The sequence below is a fragment of the Paenarthrobacter sp. NPDC018779 genome, from assembly GCF_044391085.1.
Lineage (GTDB): Bacteria > Actinomycetota > Actinomycetes > Actinomycetales > Micrococcaceae > Arthrobacter.
Genome location: NZ_JBIRZS010000004.1, coordinates 26,506 through 43,300 on the forward strand (window position 1 = coordinate 26,506; position 16,795 = coordinate 43,300).

General features: G+C 62.8%; 17 protein-coding genes. 11 read left to right on the forward strand and 6 right to left on the reverse strand.

Translation table 11 applies throughout. The annotated features are described in order from the left end of the window. Window positions 1–39: 39 nt before the first annotated feature. The 4 genes from ACH488_RS06420 to ACH488_RS06435 all read right to left on the reverse strand — a co-directional run bounded on the left by ACH488_RS06420 (window position 40) and on the right by ACH488_RS06435 (window position 3,341). Window positions 40–738, reverse strand: coding sequence for a GntR family transcriptional regulator (locus tag ACH488_RS06420; protein ID WP_397323001.1), 699 nt, complete (start codon window positions 736–738; stop codon window positions 40–42). 228 nt (window positions 739–966) lie between these two features. After that, on the reverse strand, window positions 967–2,037 hold the full coding sequence (locus ACH488_RS06425) for an alkene reductase (protein WP_397323002.1): 1,071 nt from the start codon (window positions 2,035–2,037) through the stop codon (window positions 967–969). Window positions 2,038–2,154: 117 nt separating this feature from the next. Next, the gene (locus ACH488_RS06430) at window positions 2,155–2,763 is read right to left on the reverse strand and encodes an SIS domain-containing protein (protein WP_397323003.1); all 609 of its coding nucleotides are present in this window, start codon (window positions 2,761–2,763) and stop codon (window positions 2,155–2,157) included. A gap of 26 nt (window positions 2,764–2,789) precedes the next feature. Continuing rightward, entirely contained in the window at window positions 2,790–3,341 is a 552-nt protein-coding gene (locus ACH488_RS06435) for a hypothetical protein (RefSeq protein ID WP_397323004.1), read from the reverse strand. A gap of 314 nt (window positions 3,342–3,655) precedes the next feature. On the opposite strand from ACH488_RS06435, the gene ACH488_RS06440 reads away from it, so the two are divergent. The 5 genes from ACH488_RS06440 to ACH488_RS06460 all read left to right on the forward strand — a co-directional run bounded on the left by ACH488_RS06440 (window position 3,656) and on the right by ACH488_RS06460 (window position 8,794). Next, the gene (locus tag ACH488_RS06440; RefSeq protein WP_397323302.1) at window positions 3,656–4,831 is read left to right on the forward strand and encodes a zinc-dependent alcohol dehydrogenase; all 1,176 of its coding nucleotides are present in this window, start codon (window positions 3,656–3,658) and stop codon (window positions 4,829–4,831) included. A gap of 101 nt (window positions 4,832–4,932) precedes the next feature. Then, window positions 4,933–5,118: a CsbD family protein gene (locus ACH488_RS06445; RefSeq protein WP_397323006.1), complete on the forward strand. Its 186-nt coding sequence runs from the start codon at window positions 4,933–4,935 to the stop codon at window positions 5,116–5,118. Between the two features lie 276 nt (window positions 5,119–5,394). Then, window positions 5,395–5,766 carry a DUF6507 family protein gene (locus tag ACH488_RS06450; protein WP_397323007.1) on the forward strand — a complete coding sequence of 124 codons (372 nt, stop codon included), beginning with the start codon at window positions 5,395–5,397 and terminating at the stop codon, window positions 5,764–5,766. Between the two features lie 2 nt (window positions 5,767–5,768). Further along, entirely contained in the window at window positions 5,769–8,144 is a 2,376-nt protein-coding gene (locus ACH488_RS06455) for a hypothetical protein (RefSeq protein ID WP_397323009.1), read from the forward strand. A 350-nt stretch (window positions 8,145–8,494) separates the two neighbouring features. Then, the gene (locus ACH488_RS06460; RefSeq protein ID WP_397323011.1) at window positions 8,495–8,794 is read left to right on the forward strand and encodes a hypothetical protein; all 300 of its coding nucleotides are present in this window, start codon (window positions 8,495–8,497) and stop codon (window positions 8,792–8,794) included. Window positions 8,795–8,862: 68 nt separating this feature from the next. Here ACH488_RS06460 and ACH488_RS06465 read toward each other — a convergent pair whose 3' ends face one another. Next, complete coding sequence (locus ACH488_RS06465; RefSeq protein WP_397323013.1) at window positions 8,863–10,593, reverse strand: purine-cytosine permease family protein; 1,731 nt, start codon at window positions 10,591–10,593, stop codon at window positions 8,863–8,865. A 202-nt stretch (window positions 10,594–10,795) separates the two neighbouring features. Between ACH488_RS06465 and bioB the strand changes: the two genes are divergently transcribed. Both bioB and ACH488_RS06475 read left to right on the forward strand, forming a co-directional pair. Continuing rightward, window positions 10,796–11,821, forward strand: a complete 1,026-nt coding sequence (gene bioB / locus ACH488_RS06470; protein WP_397323014.1) for a biotin synthase BioB — start codon at window positions 10,796–10,798, stop codon at window positions 11,819–11,821. A 238-nt stretch (window positions 11,822–12,059) separates the two neighbouring features. Then, window positions 12,060–12,521 carry a very short patch repair endonuclease gene (locus ACH488_RS06475; protein ID WP_397323016.1) on the forward strand — a complete coding sequence of 154 codons (462 nt, stop codon included), beginning with the start codon at window positions 12,060–12,062 and terminating at the stop codon, window positions 12,519–12,521. Here the strand turns inward: ACH488_RS06475 and ACH488_RS06480 are convergent. Continuing rightward, a complete protein-coding gene (locus ACH488_RS06480) occupies window positions 12,491–12,673 on the reverse strand; it encodes a hypothetical protein (RefSeq protein WP_397323017.1) in 183 nt (60 codons plus the stop codon). The two genes, ACH488_RS06475 and ACH488_RS06480, sit on opposite strands and share 31 nt — an antisense overlap. Before the next feature lie 181 nt (window positions 12,674–12,854). On the opposite strand from ACH488_RS06480, the gene ACH488_RS06485 reads away from it, so the two are divergent. From ACH488_RS06485 to ACH488_RS06500, 4 genes are all read left to right on the forward strand, one after another. Then, window positions 12,855–13,235, forward strand: coding sequence for an Hpt domain-containing protein (locus ACH488_RS06485; protein ID WP_397323019.1), 381 nt, complete (start codon window positions 12,855–12,857; stop codon window positions 13,233–13,235). Between the two features lie 91 nt (window positions 13,236–13,326). Next, window positions 13,327–13,926 carry a helix-turn-helix domain-containing protein gene (locus ACH488_RS06490; protein WP_397323020.1) on the forward strand — a complete coding sequence of 200 codons (600 nt, stop codon included), beginning with the start codon at window positions 13,327–13,329 and terminating at the stop codon, window positions 13,924–13,926. Between the two features lie 164 nt (window positions 13,927–14,090). Then, window positions 14,091–15,419 (forward strand): MFS transporter, encoded by a 1,329-nt coding sequence (locus ACH488_RS06495; protein WP_397323021.1) that lies wholly within the window; start codon window positions 14,091–14,093, stop codon window positions 15,417–15,419. 10 nt (window positions 15,420–15,429) lie between these two features. After that, window positions 15,430–16,794 (forward strand): FAD-dependent oxidoreductase, encoded by a 1,365-nt coding sequence (locus tag ACH488_RS06500; protein WP_397323022.1) that lies wholly within the window; start codon window positions 15,430–15,432, stop codon window positions 16,792–16,794. Window position 16,795: the final 1 nt, after the last annotated feature.

Consider the following 16,795-nt stretch of genomic DNA (forward strand, 5'->3'; position numbering starts at 1 on the left):
GCGCGAACGGCCGCGCCACACGTGTTCTTCCGGAGGGGCTCAGCCCTGGGGAGCGTCGGCGATTGCCCGGCCGCGGACCTGCTCAACGTGGTGAACCATCGCCTGGGCGGCCTGCTCTGGATCGCCACCCAGCATGGCATCGAGGACGGCCTGATGCTCAGCGATGGCCTGCTCGGCGTCCGTGATGCCCACTCCCCCGAATAAGCGGAAGCGTTGAATCTGCCCACCGAGGGTGTTGTAGGCGGCGAGAAGGAACTGGTTGTTGGCCTGGGCCGCGATGAGTTGGTGGAAGCGCTCATCAGCTTCGAGGTAGCTCCGGTACTCCGCGAACGTGCCACCCCGAGGCGCCGTCTTCAAATCCTCCACGGCCTGCTTCAATGCATCCAGCCCTTCCGGAGTCATCCTTGTGCACGCCAACCGCGCGTTGACCGGCTCGATCGATAGCCGCGCTTCCATGAGCTCGGCGAAATCTTCACGGGTGAAGACCGGAGCCACGCGATAACCCTTGAGCGCCACACGCCGGACCATACCGGTGTGCTCCAACCTGGCCAGTGCCTCGCGCACGGGAGTGGGCGAGACCTCAAGTTCCCGGGCCATCCCGTCGATGCTCACGGCCGCACCCGGCTCCAGCCGACCGTCCATGAGCCACTCAAGGAGGGCCTCATAAACATGGTCGGCAAGGACTTGGCGGCTCACGGGAAAGCCGGTACGGACGGAGCTCGGGGAAGCTTCAGGCATGCCCAAATCCTATAGGAACGCCCTGCCCAACCCTCCAACATCCCGAAAAGCGCCCTCCTTTTCGGCGTCACATTCCGCCCCCGCTCCCCCATCTACGTCGCAGATCAAGTCGTTCCCAGGGCTGGGAACGGCCTGATCTGCGATCCAGTTGGGTTCGCACCGGTTAACGTGCGACGCCGGCACTCGGGTGAGTGCCGGCGTCGAGGTCCTGCTGGGGTGCTTCGCGCTTTAGTTGGCGTAGAACGGGTAGTCCGTGTAGCCCTCTGCGCCGTCAGCGTAGAACGTGGCCGCGTTCGGTTCGTTGACGGGCAGGCCTTCGCGCCAGCGGCGTGCGAGGTCAGGATTGGCGATCGCGGGACGGCCAACAACCACGCCGTCGGCGAGACCATCCGCAACCAGGGCGATCGCCTCATCACGCGTAGTGATCTCACTGAAGCCGGTGTTCACCAGGAACGTGCCGTTGAAACGCTCGCGGAGGTCCTGCACCAGGGACCCCTTGGGATCGTGGTGCAGGATGCTGAGGTACGCGAGGTTCAGCGGAGCGATGGTGTCCACCAGAACCTCGTAGGTGGCGCGCACGTCAGCAGCGTCCACCTCCGCGATTCCCTGAACGTTGTGCTCGGGCGAAATCCGGATGCCGACGCGGTTAGCGCCGAGGGCTTCCACCACAGCGTTGACCGTTTCGATGACGAACCGTGCACGGTTTTCCGGCGAGCCACCGTAGCTGTCGGTGCGGACATTCGAGTTGGGAGCAAGGAACTCGTGGAGCAGGTAGCCGTTGGCGGAGTGGAGTTCCACGCCGTCGAACCCTGCCTCGATGGCGTTGCGGGAAGCTGTGACGATTTCCTGGATCACGGCGGGGAGCTCGTCGGTGCGCAGTTCGCGCGGCACCGGGTACGCCTGCTTGCCCTTCGGTGTGCGGAGTTCACCTTCGATGGCAACGGCGCTGGGTCCGACGATCTCGTGGCCACCCGTGATGTCAGCGTGCGAAACGCGGCCACCGTGCATCACCTGGGCGAAGATCCTGCCACCGTCGGCGTGGACGGCGTCCGTGACCTTCTTCCAGCCCGCGATCTGCTGCTCAGTGACGAGGCCGGGCTGGCCCGTGTAGGACTGGCCGGCAGGCGTGGGATAAGTGCCTTCGCTGACGATCAGGCCGAGGGAAGCGCGCTGGCGGTAGTGCTCGGCGATGAGGTCGTTCGGAACACCTTCCAGGCCCGCGCGCAGGCGGGTCAGGGGCGCCATGACCAGTCGGTTGGGAAGTTCGAGCTCACCGAGTGCCAGTGGAGAAAACAGCATGCGCAGTTCCTTTCAGAATGAATCAGGTTCACTCTGCCCAACTGTGCGGCGTCTGCAACTATTCCAGATGAGGCGCAGATCACAGCCCGATGACAGGCGCGCGCCGGCCAGTTTCCCCTACTTGCTGAGCTCCCGTATCGATTCGTCGAAGCACTCGCAGAGCGTCAGGACGGCCACCAGGTGCGCTTCTTCGGCGTGGGGCGGGTCCGTGTTGACGCAGATGGCCTCACTGACCAACTGCCCCAAGTCCTTGGACTCCTTGCCTGTCAGCGCCCACACTTTGGCCCCGGCGGACTTGGCGGCGGCTGCGGCGTCGCGGAGATCATCGGCGATGCCACCCGAGGCGAACAGCACCACGATGTCGCCTTTACGGACCTGTTCCGTGAGCTGCGCACCAATGCCGTCACCATCCTTGCGGGCAGTGATGGTGGTGAAAGCCGAGCCGTCGCCTCCGTTGCGGGCATCATGCACGGCCAACTCAATGGTGAAACGGTCAGCTTCATGGGCGGACCCCTTGCTTCCAGCCGCGAAGATCCTGCCGCCGCGAAGCTTTACGCGGGCCAATTCCTCGCCCCACTCCGCCAGCCTCGATGATTCCCGCCGCAGGGCAGCAACAGCCGGGCCAATCTCGCCCAAGTGGCCCAGGACCACATCAACCGAATGCCTGTTTGGCTTGACTTCCGTCGAGCGCATCGCCTGCCCTGTCCGCCTTACCACGATGCTCACTTTCGTCCTCCGTCTCTTCCTAGAAACTATGCGTTCCTATCGCCGTCCCGTAAAGGCCTCTCGCGCACGGATTCTTCGCGCGCCGAGCCCTCAGCTACGTTTCTGTCACGCCCCGTGCCGTCCGGAATCCCGTCATTGCGGCCGGTACGGTCCCGGGTCAGCCTTTGCCCCTGGGGCTCAGCCACCTGCGCCCGGACGTCATCGTCGGTGCGGGCCTGTTCCGAACTGTGTGTCCCGTCCTTATTGGTGCGCACATCGGGGTCTACTTTGTCCGCGTGGCGAAGGTGTTCGTCTACCCGCTCACTGGCTTCCTTGGCTTGTGTCGAATGGCGCTCGGCTTCGCGGCGGAGCCGGTTCGCTTCGGCTTCAGCCTGGACGGCAGCCGCTTCCGCCTGGGCGGACTCTACTTTGGCCTGATGGGCACCTACGGCTTCCTGGTCCGCCTTTTCGCGCAGATCTACTGCCCGACGGCGGTTCGCTTCAGTCTTTTTCCGCCGACCAACCACCACCGCGATAATCACCGCGGCTATGACGATGACGGCCACTACGATAATCAAAACCAATTGCCCGGTATCCACGTGGATTGCCTCCTTGGTGAACGGCTTTCTTGGGCGCCGCTCCTAGCCCACGCTGTGCGCGGTCACCGCCGTGATCGTGGTGTACCCCGCCGGCCCCGCTTCCAAACGCCATGCCTTCACTCCCCGGTCTTCGCTGTCCGACAAATGTTTGTACCTCCCACCATATTAACACTTTTCATCAGGTTGCTTACTAACGCAGGCGGGGCGGCAGCTCCCGAGGAGTCCGGGTCCTTGTGCGCGGGCCGGGACTCTGATTCGCTGGGAAGGTCTCCTGCAGCGCGGGACTACTCCAGGCAAGAGCAGGGAGATCAATGATGAAAGCAGTGACATGGCAGGGACGACGCTCTGTGGGCGTCGTTGACGTACCGGATCCGATCATCCAGGAACCCACGGATGTAATTGTTCGGATTACCTCGACAGCAATTTGCGGCTCGGACCTGCACCTCTACGAGGTCCTCGGGCCTTTCATGCACAAGGGCGACGTCATAGGGCACGAGCCCATGGGCATTGTGGAAGAAGTGGGGTCCGAAGTCCACAGGCTGAAAAAGGGCGACCGCGTGGTGGTCCCGTTCAATATCTCCTGCGGCCGCTGCTACATGTGCAACCAGGGCCTGCAGTCGCAGTGTGAAACCACCCAGGTCAAGGAGAAGCACTCCGGGGCGGCACTCTTTGGCTACTCCGAGCTGTACGGTTCCGTTCCCGGCGGACAGGCACAATACCTACGGGTTCCGTTCGGCGACTACGGCCCCGTCAAGGTGGACTCCGACCTGCCCGATGAGCGGTACCTGTTCCTTTCGGACATCCTGCCCACCGCTTGGCAGGCCGTCGAGTATGCCAACGTCCCCGACGGCGGTACGCTCGCCGTTTTGGGGCTGGGGCCTGTTGGACAGTTCGCGGCCAGGATTGGCAAACACAAAGGCTTCCGGGTCATTGGCGTGGACCCGGTCCCTGAACGTCGGGCGATGGCAGAAGATCATGGCGTGGAGACGATGGACTACAGCCCCGACATCTCGGAAATGATCCGGGGCACAACCCTCGGCCGGGGACCTGATTCCGTCGTGGACGCAGTGGGCATGGAGGCGCACGGCTCCCCCGTGGCGTCATTCCTCCACAAAGCCGTTTCGCTCCTTCCGGACAAGCCGGCGCAGGTGGCCATGGAGACCATCAGCGTGGACCGGCTGGCTGCCTTGCACACCGCCGTCGATCTGGTGCGCCGCGGTGGGACCATCTCCCTCAGCGGCGTGTATGGCGGGCAAGCGGACCCTATGCCGATGATGACGATGTTCGACAAGCAAATACAACTCCGCATGGGGCAGTGCAATGTGCGCCGCTGGACTGACCAGCTGCTCCCCTTGGTAGAGGACGACGCCGATCCGCTGGGAGTCATGCATTTGGTCACCCACACCGGTGGTCTGGAGAAGGCACCGGAGCTCTACGAGAAGTTCCAGAAGAAGGAGGACGGCTGCATCAAGGTGGTCCTCAAGCCCTGATGCCAACGCTCCGGAAGACCGCAGCGGGTACTCAGCAAACTTACAGAATTGCTAGGTAATCTAGCGATTGTCAGCGTTCGACTATCCGGAAGGGGGCCCTCATGGGACTCGGAGACAAGATCAGCAACAAGGCCCAGGAAGTCACCGGCAAGGCTAAGGAAGCCCTTGGTGACGCTACCAACAACGAGAAACTGCAGGCTGAGGGCGTCGCCGACCAGGCCGCCGCCAAGGCCAAGCAGGCCGGCGAAAACGTCAAGGACGCCGCAAAGGACGCCTTCGACAAGTAACCTGCATTAGCGAAAAGGACGCTTTGGCTCACCGGCCAAGGCGTCCTTTTTGCGTGCGCGCAACCAGGAAGTCCACCACCTAGATGATTTTCTCTTCCACCTAATTTTTGGATATCAGCACCTAATTTCCCCTGTTTCGGTCTAGGGAGGCCATTTTTTGCCACCTAGACCGATTTTCGTGTGCTCACAATGACCCCGGCCGTGTGACCAATTCCGGTCTGCGCCACCCATCAGTTTCCCGGTGGGTGAAGGATCGAGGCTGTTGGGGGTTTCTTGATGGGTGTTTGGGATATCGACTTGGCTGCTGCGACCACTACGCTGACGGCCGCTGCGTCACAGATTGAGACGACGCAACCATCAGTTGCCGGGATGGGTAAGGCACTGCAAAAAACGGCAGAGGCGATCCCACCGGACGCTGCAGCGGTCCTGAATGCACTCAATGACGTGGTGGAACTGAAACTCACGCCTGCTGCCACCGAGGTGGCCAGCCGGTCAGAGACGATCATCACCTCCACGGCGAAGGCCCTGGCCTTCTACCGGCAAGGTGACCTGGACATGGCCGCCGTCGCCCAGCGCAGCGCTGCCCAAGTGGAGGCTCCCGACCCGTCACCGGTCCATGGCGGCCCCGCCCTGCCCTTGCGGGGTTAGGGATGAGTGCCTTCCCTGAGACGTCGTCCGGGTTGAATCCTTCGGGTGGTTTTGCGTTGCCCGATGTTGACGACCTGGATGCCGGAGCACGTTCGTTGCGGCAGCACGCTGATGATTTCCTGACGGATTTCTGCACCACCACCGCGCTGTGGCGGCAGCTCTCCACCTCGTACAAGACCGATGATTCGGCGACCGTACTGTCGGCCTTTGATCATCTGACCCCCACCGCGCAGCGCGTCCAAGGCACAGCGAAGGCCTCGGCAACGGCCCTGGAGACGTTCTCCACCACGTGCCGGGACTTGAAGCTTCGTTTGGCGGCGTACGGCCGGGCTGTACACACCTTGGATGCGGACATCTCGGTCTATCCCACCAGCGTTGAGGTCACCCACCGGCTCAAGGATGACGAGATCACCATTACCGAGCACCGGACATGGAGCGGCGACGCCGACCTCAGCGACAGGCGCGCCCGGCTTGCCGCTGATATCAAGGCAATCCATGAGGAATACCTGACAGCGCAAAACACCTGCGCCGCATCCCTTGCGGAGGTGTCCGGCGGCACCGTCTACACAGCCAACGCGCTGCCACACGTCGATCTGCGGTCGGGCAGCGTGGTGGATGAGATCCTGTACGACGCCGGGACCACACTTGGCGTGGACCACCCCGAGCCGGAACCGCCGTGGGGCCGGGCGACAGTGCCGTACCGGCCACACGACGCTCTGGGGTTCATCCAGGGCTTTGGCGCCGGCGCGATTGAGCTTGTGGACGGCGTGTGGTCATTCGTGGGGACCGGAAACGAAACTAAATCCGAGCTGGCTTGGGGTGGGGTCGGCGCCCTGGCCAGTGCTGCTCTAACTGTTAATTGGGCCAAAGTAAACGAGGGCTACCGGAAGGAGCACGCCGAGGAGGTGGCCCAGGCCGAGGAACTGCTCGGATCCCTCGGACCCGCTCTGATCCACACCAACGATTTCGCCACCAATCCGAACTGGGCCGCGGGCCAAAACATGTTCACGGTGGCCAGTGCTTTCGTGGGCTACGGCGCGGGGGCACTCATCAAGTCAGGGACGGTCTTCAGCAAGGCGGGGGCACTCGCCGGACGGATGTCCATAGCGGCCGTGGAGAGTGGCAAGTACGAGGCGTTGGCCGCCAGGCTCGCCGCGAGCTCCCACATCCTTCTCACCGTCGGGGACTTCCTGGCCAAGCCGGGCTCCCTGGCGTTGAAAGTTTCGGACATCCTCGCCCCCGCCACTACGGCGAAGATCCAAGCCGCGTTGACCAAAGCCAGCGTCGGTGCCTGGAAGTTTGCTGGAGCTGTTCCAACAGCGGCAGGCGAACTCGTCACCGGCGCCAAGCGTGCCACGGCCGAGGCCCTTACCAAGCTCGCCGACGGAGTACGGGCCGCAGACGCAGTCCTGCCTAGAGCCGCGTTTCCCGACGCCCACGGGACCCTCACCCACACCCACACCGGTCTTGCCGACGGGCTCGAGGCCAAAGCCGCAAAGATCCGGGAGGACAACCCGACCGCTTTCACGCCGTCCCACCGCGCAGAACCGGACACCCCGCGGTCGTCATTTGCCTCGGCGATGGAGACCAGGTTCCCCAAACCCGGGCACGTCACCGACACCGTGACGCTGAGGCACGGTGACCCCAGCTTCCCGATCCACCGCAGGGAAAACTTCGCCGCCCGCACCAACCTCAAGCCCAACACCGAGTACATCGTGGAGAACCGGCGCGTCATGAAAGGCAGCGACGGAAACGTCGACGTACCCTCCCTTGAGAAGTACTACACCGACGAAACCGGGCGAGTCACCCGCGTGGACACTTACGCAGGCGTGAGGGGCGCATGGTCACCGGAGCTGAACAAACCCATGCCCAACGTGACCTACAACGTCATTGCCGAAGTGGACGGCGGCCTGCGGAACACGTTCACCCTCGTCATGGACCAGTACGCCCACCTCGCGTCCGCCAAGGGCCACGTAGTCTCCACCCTCGTAGGGAATTCGAACCGGAACGGCTACCAACAATGGAAGGCCGGCAGGCTCGGCGGACCCGGCTACGACGGCGGCCACGCCAGCCCGTCCGCCCTCGGTTTCATAGGGGAGAAAGCCGGTCTCTTCCCGCAGCATCAGTGGCAAAACCGCGGAGCTGGCACCCCCAATGATGAACAAAATTTCCACGAGGTCGAGATGAAAGTGATCAATAGTGTCAAAACTAAATTCACTGCCGGAGACCCAGTGGATCTCACATGGGAAATGGAACTAGTGGGCGGAGACACGGCAGGCGTCCCGGCCTCAACCCGGCTAACCTATGCCTTTGGGACAGATGAACGGATCTCCCGCGTCTTCAACAATTTGCCAGCAGATGAGCAGGACTTCCAGTGACTACTTTTCCCGATGCCACAGATCAGCTTGTTAGTGACGGGCTCGAGGCACTGAGAGTCGAGGCGTTCGGCCCCAAGGGTTTCGCGGCAGGAGACCTTGCGGTGTTCCGGCGGCTCTTGTTCCGAGGACGTGACACATTCGGATGGGGAAAGATCACAACCACCGAGGGCTCACGATCATACGGGTTCGAGGGCAACCGGTTTTCTCACGAGGCCCTGGAAGTTTGGCTCACCGAAGTTAGAAATCGGTCCTACGTTCGTGGAGTGGGTGTCTGGACCACAGCAGAGGTTCAGGTGTTTCCCACTGCCCCGGGACGCTTGGAAGTCTTTGACGAAGAGCACCTTCAAAAAATGAGTGATGGGCACTGGTATCCAGGCGGCGAACCGGCCGTCGCCAAGCACTGGGCCCAACACCTGCTGAAGTATCCCCGCACCGTCGACAACATCCCGCCCTGGATGTGGGATATTTTCCGTGCCGAAGGCATCACCCCACCCGTCTACAACCCCCAGTTCAACTCGGTCGACTGGAAGAACCGACGCCGCCCGGTCACGGAGCGCGGAACCGACCTGACAGTGGAACCAACCATCATCGACCCCTCGAAAGAACCCGGCCGCCTCGCAAAATTCACCAAGAAGCTCTTCAGCCGCTAACCCAAAGACAGCAGAGCGCGCTGTGATGCCACAACGCGCCCTGCTGCATCTTGGCCGGGTGCGGACAGTTACCGTTCAGAAGCCGGCAGCACCAATGCGCCTGACTTGTCCGTGGACAAGGCGAGGGACGAGATGTATTGGGGTTCGCCGTCGGGCCCGTCCTGGGCCGACCGCAGCATGTCCGGTCGCTCGAACTCGAGGCCCGTGACGTGGCAGTGGAGTTTGGCGTCGCTGGGGTTGCCGTCGGAGTCGAACATGGGGAGATCAATGCCGTCGTCGGTCCGGCGGAGGTAGTAGCGTCCCCGGGTCCACAGGGCGAGGACCGGCGGCAACGCGAGCGCCAGGACCACGGCGAAGATCGGCGAGTACGGCTGCACGGCGGAACCTAGGGCTCCGAAGAACACCGCGATGGAGACCCCTGCGGAGACCAGCATGGACACGAAGCCCACCGGGTTGATGGCGTAGAGCATGCCGCGGCGGAACTCCGGAACTTTGGGCGAAATCTTCAGGAGGTACTTGTTGATGGCAATGTCCGAGGCCACCGTGACCACCCAGGCCATGGCGCAGTTGGCGTAGAACCCCAGGATGGTGTTGAGGAAGTCGAACATGTTGGACTCCATCAGGATCAGGGCAATGACCAGGTTGACCACTACGAACACCATGCGGCCCGGGTAGGTCTTGGTGATCCGGGTGAAGGAGTTGGTCCAGGCGAGTGACCCGGAGTAGGCGTTGGTGACGTTGATCTTGATCTGCGAGATCACCACTAGGACAACCGCGAGGGTCATGGCCAGCCAGGCGGGCATCATCTCCTGGTACACGCCAAGGAACTGGTGCACGGGTTCGTTGGCATGCACCGAGGCGGCCGGATCCAGCGTGGCAATGAGGTAGATCGCGATGAACAGACCAACGATCTGCTTGATGGCACCGAACAGGACCCAACCCGGTCCGGCAAGGATCACTGCACGCCACCAGGCGCCCTTGTTCGCGGCGGTCTTGGGTGGCATGAAACGCAGGTAGTCGATCTGTTCGGCGATCTGGGCCATGAGTGAGAGGCACACACCCGCAGCGAGCATCACGGAGGCCAGGTTTGGCCCTCCGTCACCTGATTCACCCGTGTAGGCGAAGAAGGAATCGATGCTTTCCGGGTGGGAGATGACCAGGTAGCCCACGGGGACCACCATCAGGAGCAGCCATAGGGGTGTGGTCCACACCTGCAACGTGGCGAGGGTCTTCATCCCGTAGATCACCAGCGGAATGATGATGATGGTTGACACCGCGTAGCCCAACCACTGGGGCACGCCAAGGCCGAGCTCAAGTCCTTGGGCCATGATGGAGCCTTCAAGGGCGAAGAAGATGAACGTGAACGTCGCGAAGATAACGTTCGTGACCACGGAACCGTAGTAGCCGAAGCCCGAACCGCGGGTGATGAGGTCCAGGTCGATGTTGTACCGGGCGGCGTAATAGGCCAACGGAAAACCGGTAGCGAAGATGATGACCGCCGCCACCACGATGCCCAGGATCGCGTTCACCGTGCCGTAGGCGATGCCAATGTTGGCACCGATGGAGAAGTCGGCAAGATACGCGATGCCGCCCAGAGCACTCGTCGCCACCACACCGGCACTCCACTTCCGGTAGGACCGCGGGGCGAACCGAAGGGTGTAGTCTTCCAGGCTCTCCTTTGCCGCGCTCATCGCGTCGGCGTTGCCTGCCGCTGCCGCGATCGGGGCGCCGCTTACGACGGCGGTACTCGCCGCCGTCGTCGGCTCCAGTGTCCGGGTACTCGTTACATCGTCACTCATGCGTCATCACTTTCCTTGGCCGATGGTTCGCCCACGACGCTAGTCACGCGGCGCGTCAAATCAGTCACGAGCGTGTTTCACGGCTGTAACTTCTGCACCAAGCGTCACGCCTTTTGTTCGCAGGAGCCGTCCAAAATGGGCACTGCCGGATTGTGCGCACCCCACAAAACCGCTGTTCCACGGCGCGGATACCGTCTACTGCATGACCACCGAAGCAACCCACGAAACCACTGGTTACGCCATTCTTGACCTCGCAAGGGAGCAGGTCCTGGAACGCGGCGAAGGCCTGAATGAAGCCCAGCTTGTAGAGATCCTCCAACTGCCGGACGAAGCGATCCCTGCTGCGCTGCAACTGGCACACGAGGTCCGGCTCAAGCATTGCGGCGAGGATGTGGAGGTGGAGGGCATCATCTCCATCAAGACCGGAGGCTGCCCCGAGGACTGCCATTTCTGCAGCCAGTCCGGCCTGTTCGATTCCCCCGTCCGCGGCGTCTGGCTGGACATCCCGGAACTCGTGAAGGCCGCCAAGGAAACGGCCGCCACTGGCGCCACCGAGTTCTGCATCGTCGCAGCCGTCCGCGGTCCGGACATCAAGCTGATGAACCAGATCAAATTCGCCATCGACCGCATCAACGAGGAAGTGGACATCAACATCGCGTGCTCGCTGGGCATGCTCACCCAGCGCCAAGTGGACCAGCTCAAGGAGTGGGGCGTCCACCGCTACAACCACAACCTCGAAACTGCCCGTAGCTACTTCCCCGAGGTCGTCACCACGCACAGCTACGAAGAACGCCTGGAAACCTGCGCCATGGTCAAGGCCGCCGGGATGGAGCTGTGCTGCGGCGCCCTGATCGGTATGGGCGAGTCGCTCCACCAAAGAGCCGAACTCGCAGCCCAGCTCGCCGCACTCGAGCCGCACGAGGTCCCGTTGAATTTCCTCAATCCCCGCCCCGGAACCCCACTGGAAAACCAGGGAATCATGGACGGCAAGGACGCCCTGCGCGCCATCGCGGCATTCCGGCTCGCGATGCCCAGGACGGTGCTGCGCTACGCGGGCGGCCGGGAACTGACCCTGGGAGACCTCGGCACCAGGGAGGGCTTGCTCGGTGGAATCAATGCTGTGATCGTCGGAAACTACCTCACCACCCTTGGCCGCCCCGCCACCGCGGACCTCAACCTCCTGGTGGAGCTCAACATGCCCATCAAGGAACTCCAGAAGTCGCTGTGACCACGGAAGCCGGCTATTGCGGACACTGCGGCGGCGACGCCACAGGCGAGACGGGCACCCAAGGCGGGAGTCCGACGTCGGGCGCCCACCACGGCTGCCAACAGCAGTTGGCGATGGAACCGCCCAGGTACTGCGCACGGTGCAGGCGCCGCATGAAGGTGCAGGTCACTCCACTGGGTTGGACCGCCGAATGTTCCCGTCACGGAACTCTCCAGGCGTAGGCGCGTAGGCTGGCCCCATGGGCCCAAGCCGTGACCTGCTGACGCCCGAACAGCGCAGCCGCAACATGTCCAGGATCCGGGGCAAGGACACCAAACCGGAGCTGCTGGTCCGCAGCCTCCTGCATGCCAAGGGGTACCGTTACCGGCTCCACGGACGGGCCGGCGCGGGCAAGCTGCCCGGCCGGCCGGACCTGGTGTTCGCGGGGCGCCGAAAAGTGATTTTCGTGAATGGGTGCTTCTGGCATTTCCACGACTGCAAGGGGGGCCTCCATGCTCCTGCGGCCAACGCAGAGTTCTGGGAAGCCAAGCGCAGCCGAACACGGGAACGCGACTCCGCACAACGCGAGCAGTTGCTTGCCGCCGGCTGGACAGTCCTGACGGTGTGGGAATGCGAGCTAAAGGACCACTCGGTGCTTGAGCAGAGGCTGACGGAATTCCTCGAGAACGGCTACGGGGCCGAGGACGCTGAGCCGCTCTGATCGGTTTGGGTGTGGGATGACTGCTCCCACAACGCGTAGGCCGAGGTTCCACCAATACCCAGCAGCACGGTCAGGCAAACGACGATGATGACCATGAGGCCCGCTGGTGGGCGAACACCCCCGTCCATGCTGTCTGCCTTCCAAAAGTCCATGCCCGGATTCCCCCTGCTCCGCGATCATTCAACTGGTCAGTATTACTTTCAGGCCGTCCCATCAAGACTCCCTCTGGGTCCGCTCAAGATTGGATCAAGCTTTGGCGTTGCGGCGTTTGCGCTGTTCCGGCGGTCCTACTGTTGAATCGTGAATCCATTGTTTGGAGGCGGGAGGAGTTTGGTGTCCGAGTACGACGAATGCACAGACTCGCTGGTGGACCACACCGTCCTCACCGAACTCCAGGCCGAACTGGGCGGGGACCACTCCATTGTGAGTTCCTTTGTCCGGAACTACGTGGCCATGTTGCCCTGGAGGGTGGCCAGGCTCCACCACGCCCTGGACAACCTGGACCTGGAAGACGCCATGGACGCGGTACTGAGCCTGAAGACGTCCAGCGAGATGGTGGGAGCCATCTGCCTGCGAAGGCTGGCCCTGGAACTCGAAATCAGCATGAAGCTGCTGCCCAACGGCGACCATCTGGGACAACTGAACCCCTTGGTGGACGAGATCGACGCCTTCGTTTTTGGCACCATCTGCCAGCTGGAAACACCACTTTCCTAAAAAAATTCACGTTAGTGAAGAAAAAATCATTGACTGGCTAAAAATCTTCACTATAGTTGTGTGAGTTAGCTCACCAACGAAGGATGCGGCAATGACCACCGAGACTCCTGCTCCACCGGCCACCAGCGAACTGCTGGCGACTGTAGGGAACAAGGTGCGCACCATGCGCAAGGCAAAGGGCATGACCCTCGCCCAACTCTCGGACATCACCGGCCTCAGCCAAGCAATCGTCAGCCAAATCGAACGCGGCATGGCGAACCCGTCCTTCACCACCCTGGCCCAACTGGCACATGGACTGGACATCCCCGTAGGGAGGTTCTTCATTGGCCAGGACGAATCCCGGTCCCCCGTGGTCCGCAGGTCCGATCGACGCAACTTGAAAAACGTCACCCGGGAATCCGTGGGCGAGGCAGTCCACGAACTGCTCACCCCCAACCGGGACGGAAGCATCGAAGCGCAATGGATCAGTACGCCCCCAGGGCATGACACCAGCGCAACACCTTTTACCCACAGCGGTGAAGAGTTCTGCTACATCATCTCCGGCCGTAAGGACGTCTATTTGGACGGCGTCTGCTACAGCCTTCAAGAGGGCGACTCGATCACCTACTCCTCCGAAATCCCCCACTGGTACAAGAACAGCTACGAAGAGGTATGCGTAGCCATCTGGGTCAACGCACCACACGCGTGGTAACGCCGCCGCTCCCGAGCGGCCCGAGCGTTTTCCCTTAACTGTCCGGACACGATCCCGTGGCCGCTGACACTCCTTGCCACTTTCGCATCAGGCGCCTCCTTCAACGGGCGTTCCTGCGTCATACCCTTTCACGCCCTCCCGGGCGTCAGCGTAAGGAAACTTCCATGCTCGACATCCAAACGGACAACGCCGTCCCCTCACCAAAACCCAGTACAACCGAACCCGTCAGGAACGCCAAGTTCACCCCCGAAGTCCGCAAGGGACTGCTGGGCCTGGGCCTCGGCAACGCTCTGGAATGGTACGACTGGATGGTCTTCGGCCTCCTGTCGGCCTTCATCGGACCCAACTTCTTCCCGAACTCCGAACCCTTGTCCGCTACCCTGAACGCCTTGGCCGTCTTCGCCGTCGGCTTCGCATTCAGGCCACTGGGCGGCATCCTCCTGGGAACCCTTGCAGACCGCATCGGCCGGCGCCGCGTCATGCTTCTCTCGATCACGCTCATGGCCGGAACAACACTGGTCATCGCCATCACCCCGAGCTACGCCACCATTGGCGCCTGGGCCGGAGTTATCCTGCTGGCCTGCCGGGTCCTGCAGGGCATCTCCACCGGTATCGAAGCCCCGCTGTCCACCTCCCACGCCGTGGAACTGGCCCCCGAGGGTCGCGAAGGTTACGTCGCCGGCATCATGTCCTTCTACGTCAACATCGGCATCCTCATGGCTTCGCTGGTCAGCTTCCTCTGCAGCCTGGTCATCGGCGGCGCAGCCATGGGCGAGTGGGGCTGGCGTGTTCCGTTCATCATCGGCGCGCTCTTCGGCTTCGTGGTCCTCTACCTGCGGCGCTCCCTCCCGGAGACCCTCAAGGAAGAGGAGATGGCCACCAACACCCCGCGGGCCGTATGGAAGGGCGTTGGCAAACACTGGCTCTCCGTCCTGGCCATCATCTTTGTGGTGGGCGCCGCGCAGGCCTACAACTACGCCTGGAACGTCGGCCTCCCCAGCGCAGCACGCAGCGGCTTCAAGGAAGACCCCACCGCGGTGTTTGCCCTCACCACCATCCTGGGCGCCATCCTCGTGGTCGGATCCTGGGTGATCGGCAAGCTCGCCGATGGCAAGGCCATGTCCAAGTGGTTCCTCGTGACCCGCATCCTGGCCATTCCTTCAGTGTTCCTTATGCTGCTCTACGTCCAGCCGGGCATCGGCGGCTTCGCAGCAGTCCTCCTGGGCGGCTCGATTGTCCTGGTGCTCAACATGACCCTCTACAACGTGGTCAGCTCCTCCCTGATGCCCAAGAACATCCGCGGCACAGGCGTCGCCCTCGGTTACGGCATCGGCGTAGCAGTCTTCGGCGGCACCGCTTCCTATCTTCTGGTGTGGTTCCAATCCCTGAACCTCACCTGGATCTTCCCGGTCTACGTGGCCGTCCTGTCCATCCTCAGCATCGTTTTCTACCTCGCCGCCCGCCGTTCCAACGGCATCTTCGTCGGCAAGTAAGGACCTCACCATGAACTCCCTCGAACTCTCCACCACGACGGCGGACCTCACCGCCCCGGTCATCTCCCGTTCCGATGTACTCGTCGTCGGTGGCGGTCCCGCAGGTGTGGCAGCAGCAGTCACCGCGGCCCGTTCCGGCGCAAAGGTCACCCTCCTGGAGCGCTACTCGTCCCTGGGCGGCCTCGCCTCCGGCGGCATGGTCCTGGTGCTGGACGACATGATCAACGGCCAGGAAATCACCGTCACCGGCATCGTGTCCGAGTACGTTGAGCGCCTGCAGAAGCTTGGGCTCGCCATCGTCCCGCCGGCGGATGACCGCAAGACCTCCGAGGAACTGTGGAACAAGTGGGGCCGCTACGGCACCTTCGACTTCCACTCGCACACCAACCCGAAGCCCATCTGCTACGCGGCAGCCTTCGATCCCGACGGCTGGAAGCGGGTTTCCAACGACCTGGTCCGTGAAGCCGGCGTGGACCTTCGCCTGCACTCCTGGTTCTCCCGCCCGATCGTGGACAACGGCGTGATCAAGGGCGTCATCTGCGAGACCAAGTCCGGGCCGCAGGCGTTCACGGCCGACGTCGTCATCGACACCACCGGCGACATCGACGTTGCTTCACGTGCCGGCGCCAGCTACGCCAAGGACAACTACCTCACCACGTTGGTCTTCCGGCTGGGCAACGTGGACACCAACGCGGCAGAAGCCTTCGAACAGGCCAACTCCAAGGAAGCCCGCGCCATCAACCGCAAGATCAAGCGGCTCCTCGGCGGCGCCTGGGAACTGTGGTGGCTCAAGACCCCCATCGAAGGCGTGGTGTGGTGCAACGCCCCGCACATGACCGGCTTCGACGGCGTGGACCCGGCCGACATGACCGCCGCCGAGTTCGCTGCCCGCGACCGTATCTCGGAGGCCGTGGACTACGTCCGCGCCAACCTGCCCGGCTTCGAGAACTGCTACATGTTGGACGTAGCCTCCCAGATGGGTGTCCGGCAGACCCGCCTCCTGGAGGGCGAGTATGTCATGACCAAGGAAGACGTCACCCAGCGCCGCCACTTCGAGGACACCGTGGCCCGCGGCCGCGACTACTACTACCCGTACCGCTCGCTCCTGCCCAAGGAAGTGGACCAGCTCCTGGTCGCCGGGCGCCACTACTCCGCCACCCCCGAGGCACAGAAAATGTCACGCGAAATCCCGCCTTGCATGGCCATGGGCCAGGCCGTCGGCGTCGCAGCGGCCCTCGCTGTCGAGAACAACATCCTGGTCCGCGATGTCGCGGCAGCGGACATCCAACTGGGTATGCGCCGGCACGGTGCCGACCCTGGCGACGTCCCGTCGTCGAACGCCACCATCGACTCCGACGCAGTGGTGCCGGCATGAG

Bases quoted from the DNA above. Each gene is read 5' to 3' on its own strand.
- ACH488_RS06480 (WP_397323017.1), bottom strand. From the start codon at position 12,673: ATGGACTTTTGGAAGGCAGACAGCATGGACGGGGGTGTTCGCCCACCA.
- ACH488_RS06490 (WP_397323020.1), top strand. From the start codon at position 13,327: ATGACCACCGAGACTCCTGCTCCACCGGCCACCAGCGAACTGCTGGCG.
- ACH488_RS06475 (WP_397323016.1), top strand. From the start codon at position 12,060: ATGGGCCCAAGCCGTGACCTGCTGACGCCCGAACAGCGCAGCCGCAAC.
- ACH488_RS06445 (WP_397323006.1), top strand. From the start codon at position 4,933: ATGGGACTCGGAGACAAGATCAGCAACAAGGCCCAGGAAGTCACCGGC.
- ACH488_RS06455 (WP_397323009.1), top strand. From the start codon at position 5,769: ATGAGTGCCTTCCCTGAGACGTCGTCCGGGTTGAATCCTTCGGGTGGT.
- ACH488_RS06465 (WP_397323013.1), bottom strand. From the start codon at position 10,593: ATGAGTGACGATGTAACGAGTACCCGGACACTGGAGCCGACGACGGCG.
- ACH488_RS06450 (WP_397323007.1), top strand. From the start codon at position 5,395: ATGGGTGTTTGGGATATCGACTTGGCTGCTGCGACCACTACGCTGACG.
- ACH488_RS06420 (WP_397323001.1), bottom strand. From the start codon at position 738: ATGCCTGAAGCTTCCCCGAGCTCCGTCCGTACCGGCTTTCCCGTGAGC.
- ACH488_RS06500 (WP_397323022.1), top strand. From the start codon at position 15,430: ATGAACTCCCTCGAACTCTCCACCACGACGGCGGACCTCACCGCCCCG.
- ACH488_RS06495 (WP_397323021.1), top strand. From the start codon at position 14,091: ATGCTCGACATCCAAACGGACAACGCCGTCCCCTCACCAAAACCCAGT.
- ACH488_RS06460 (WP_397323011.1), top strand. From the start codon at position 8,495: ATGAGTGATGGGCACTGGTATCCAGGCGGCGAACCGGCCGTCGCCAAG.
- ACH488_RS06425 (WP_397323002.1), bottom strand. From the start codon at position 2,037: ATGCTGTTTTCTCCACTGGCACTCGGTGAGCTCGAACTTCCCAACCGA.
- ACH488_RS06440 (WP_397323302.1), top strand. From the start codon at position 3,656: ATGAAAGCAGTGACATGGCAGGGACGACGCTCTGTGGGCGTCGTTGAC.
- bioB (WP_397323014.1), top strand. From the start codon at position 10,796: ATGACCACCGAAGCAACCCACGAAACCACTGGTTACGCCATTCTTGAC.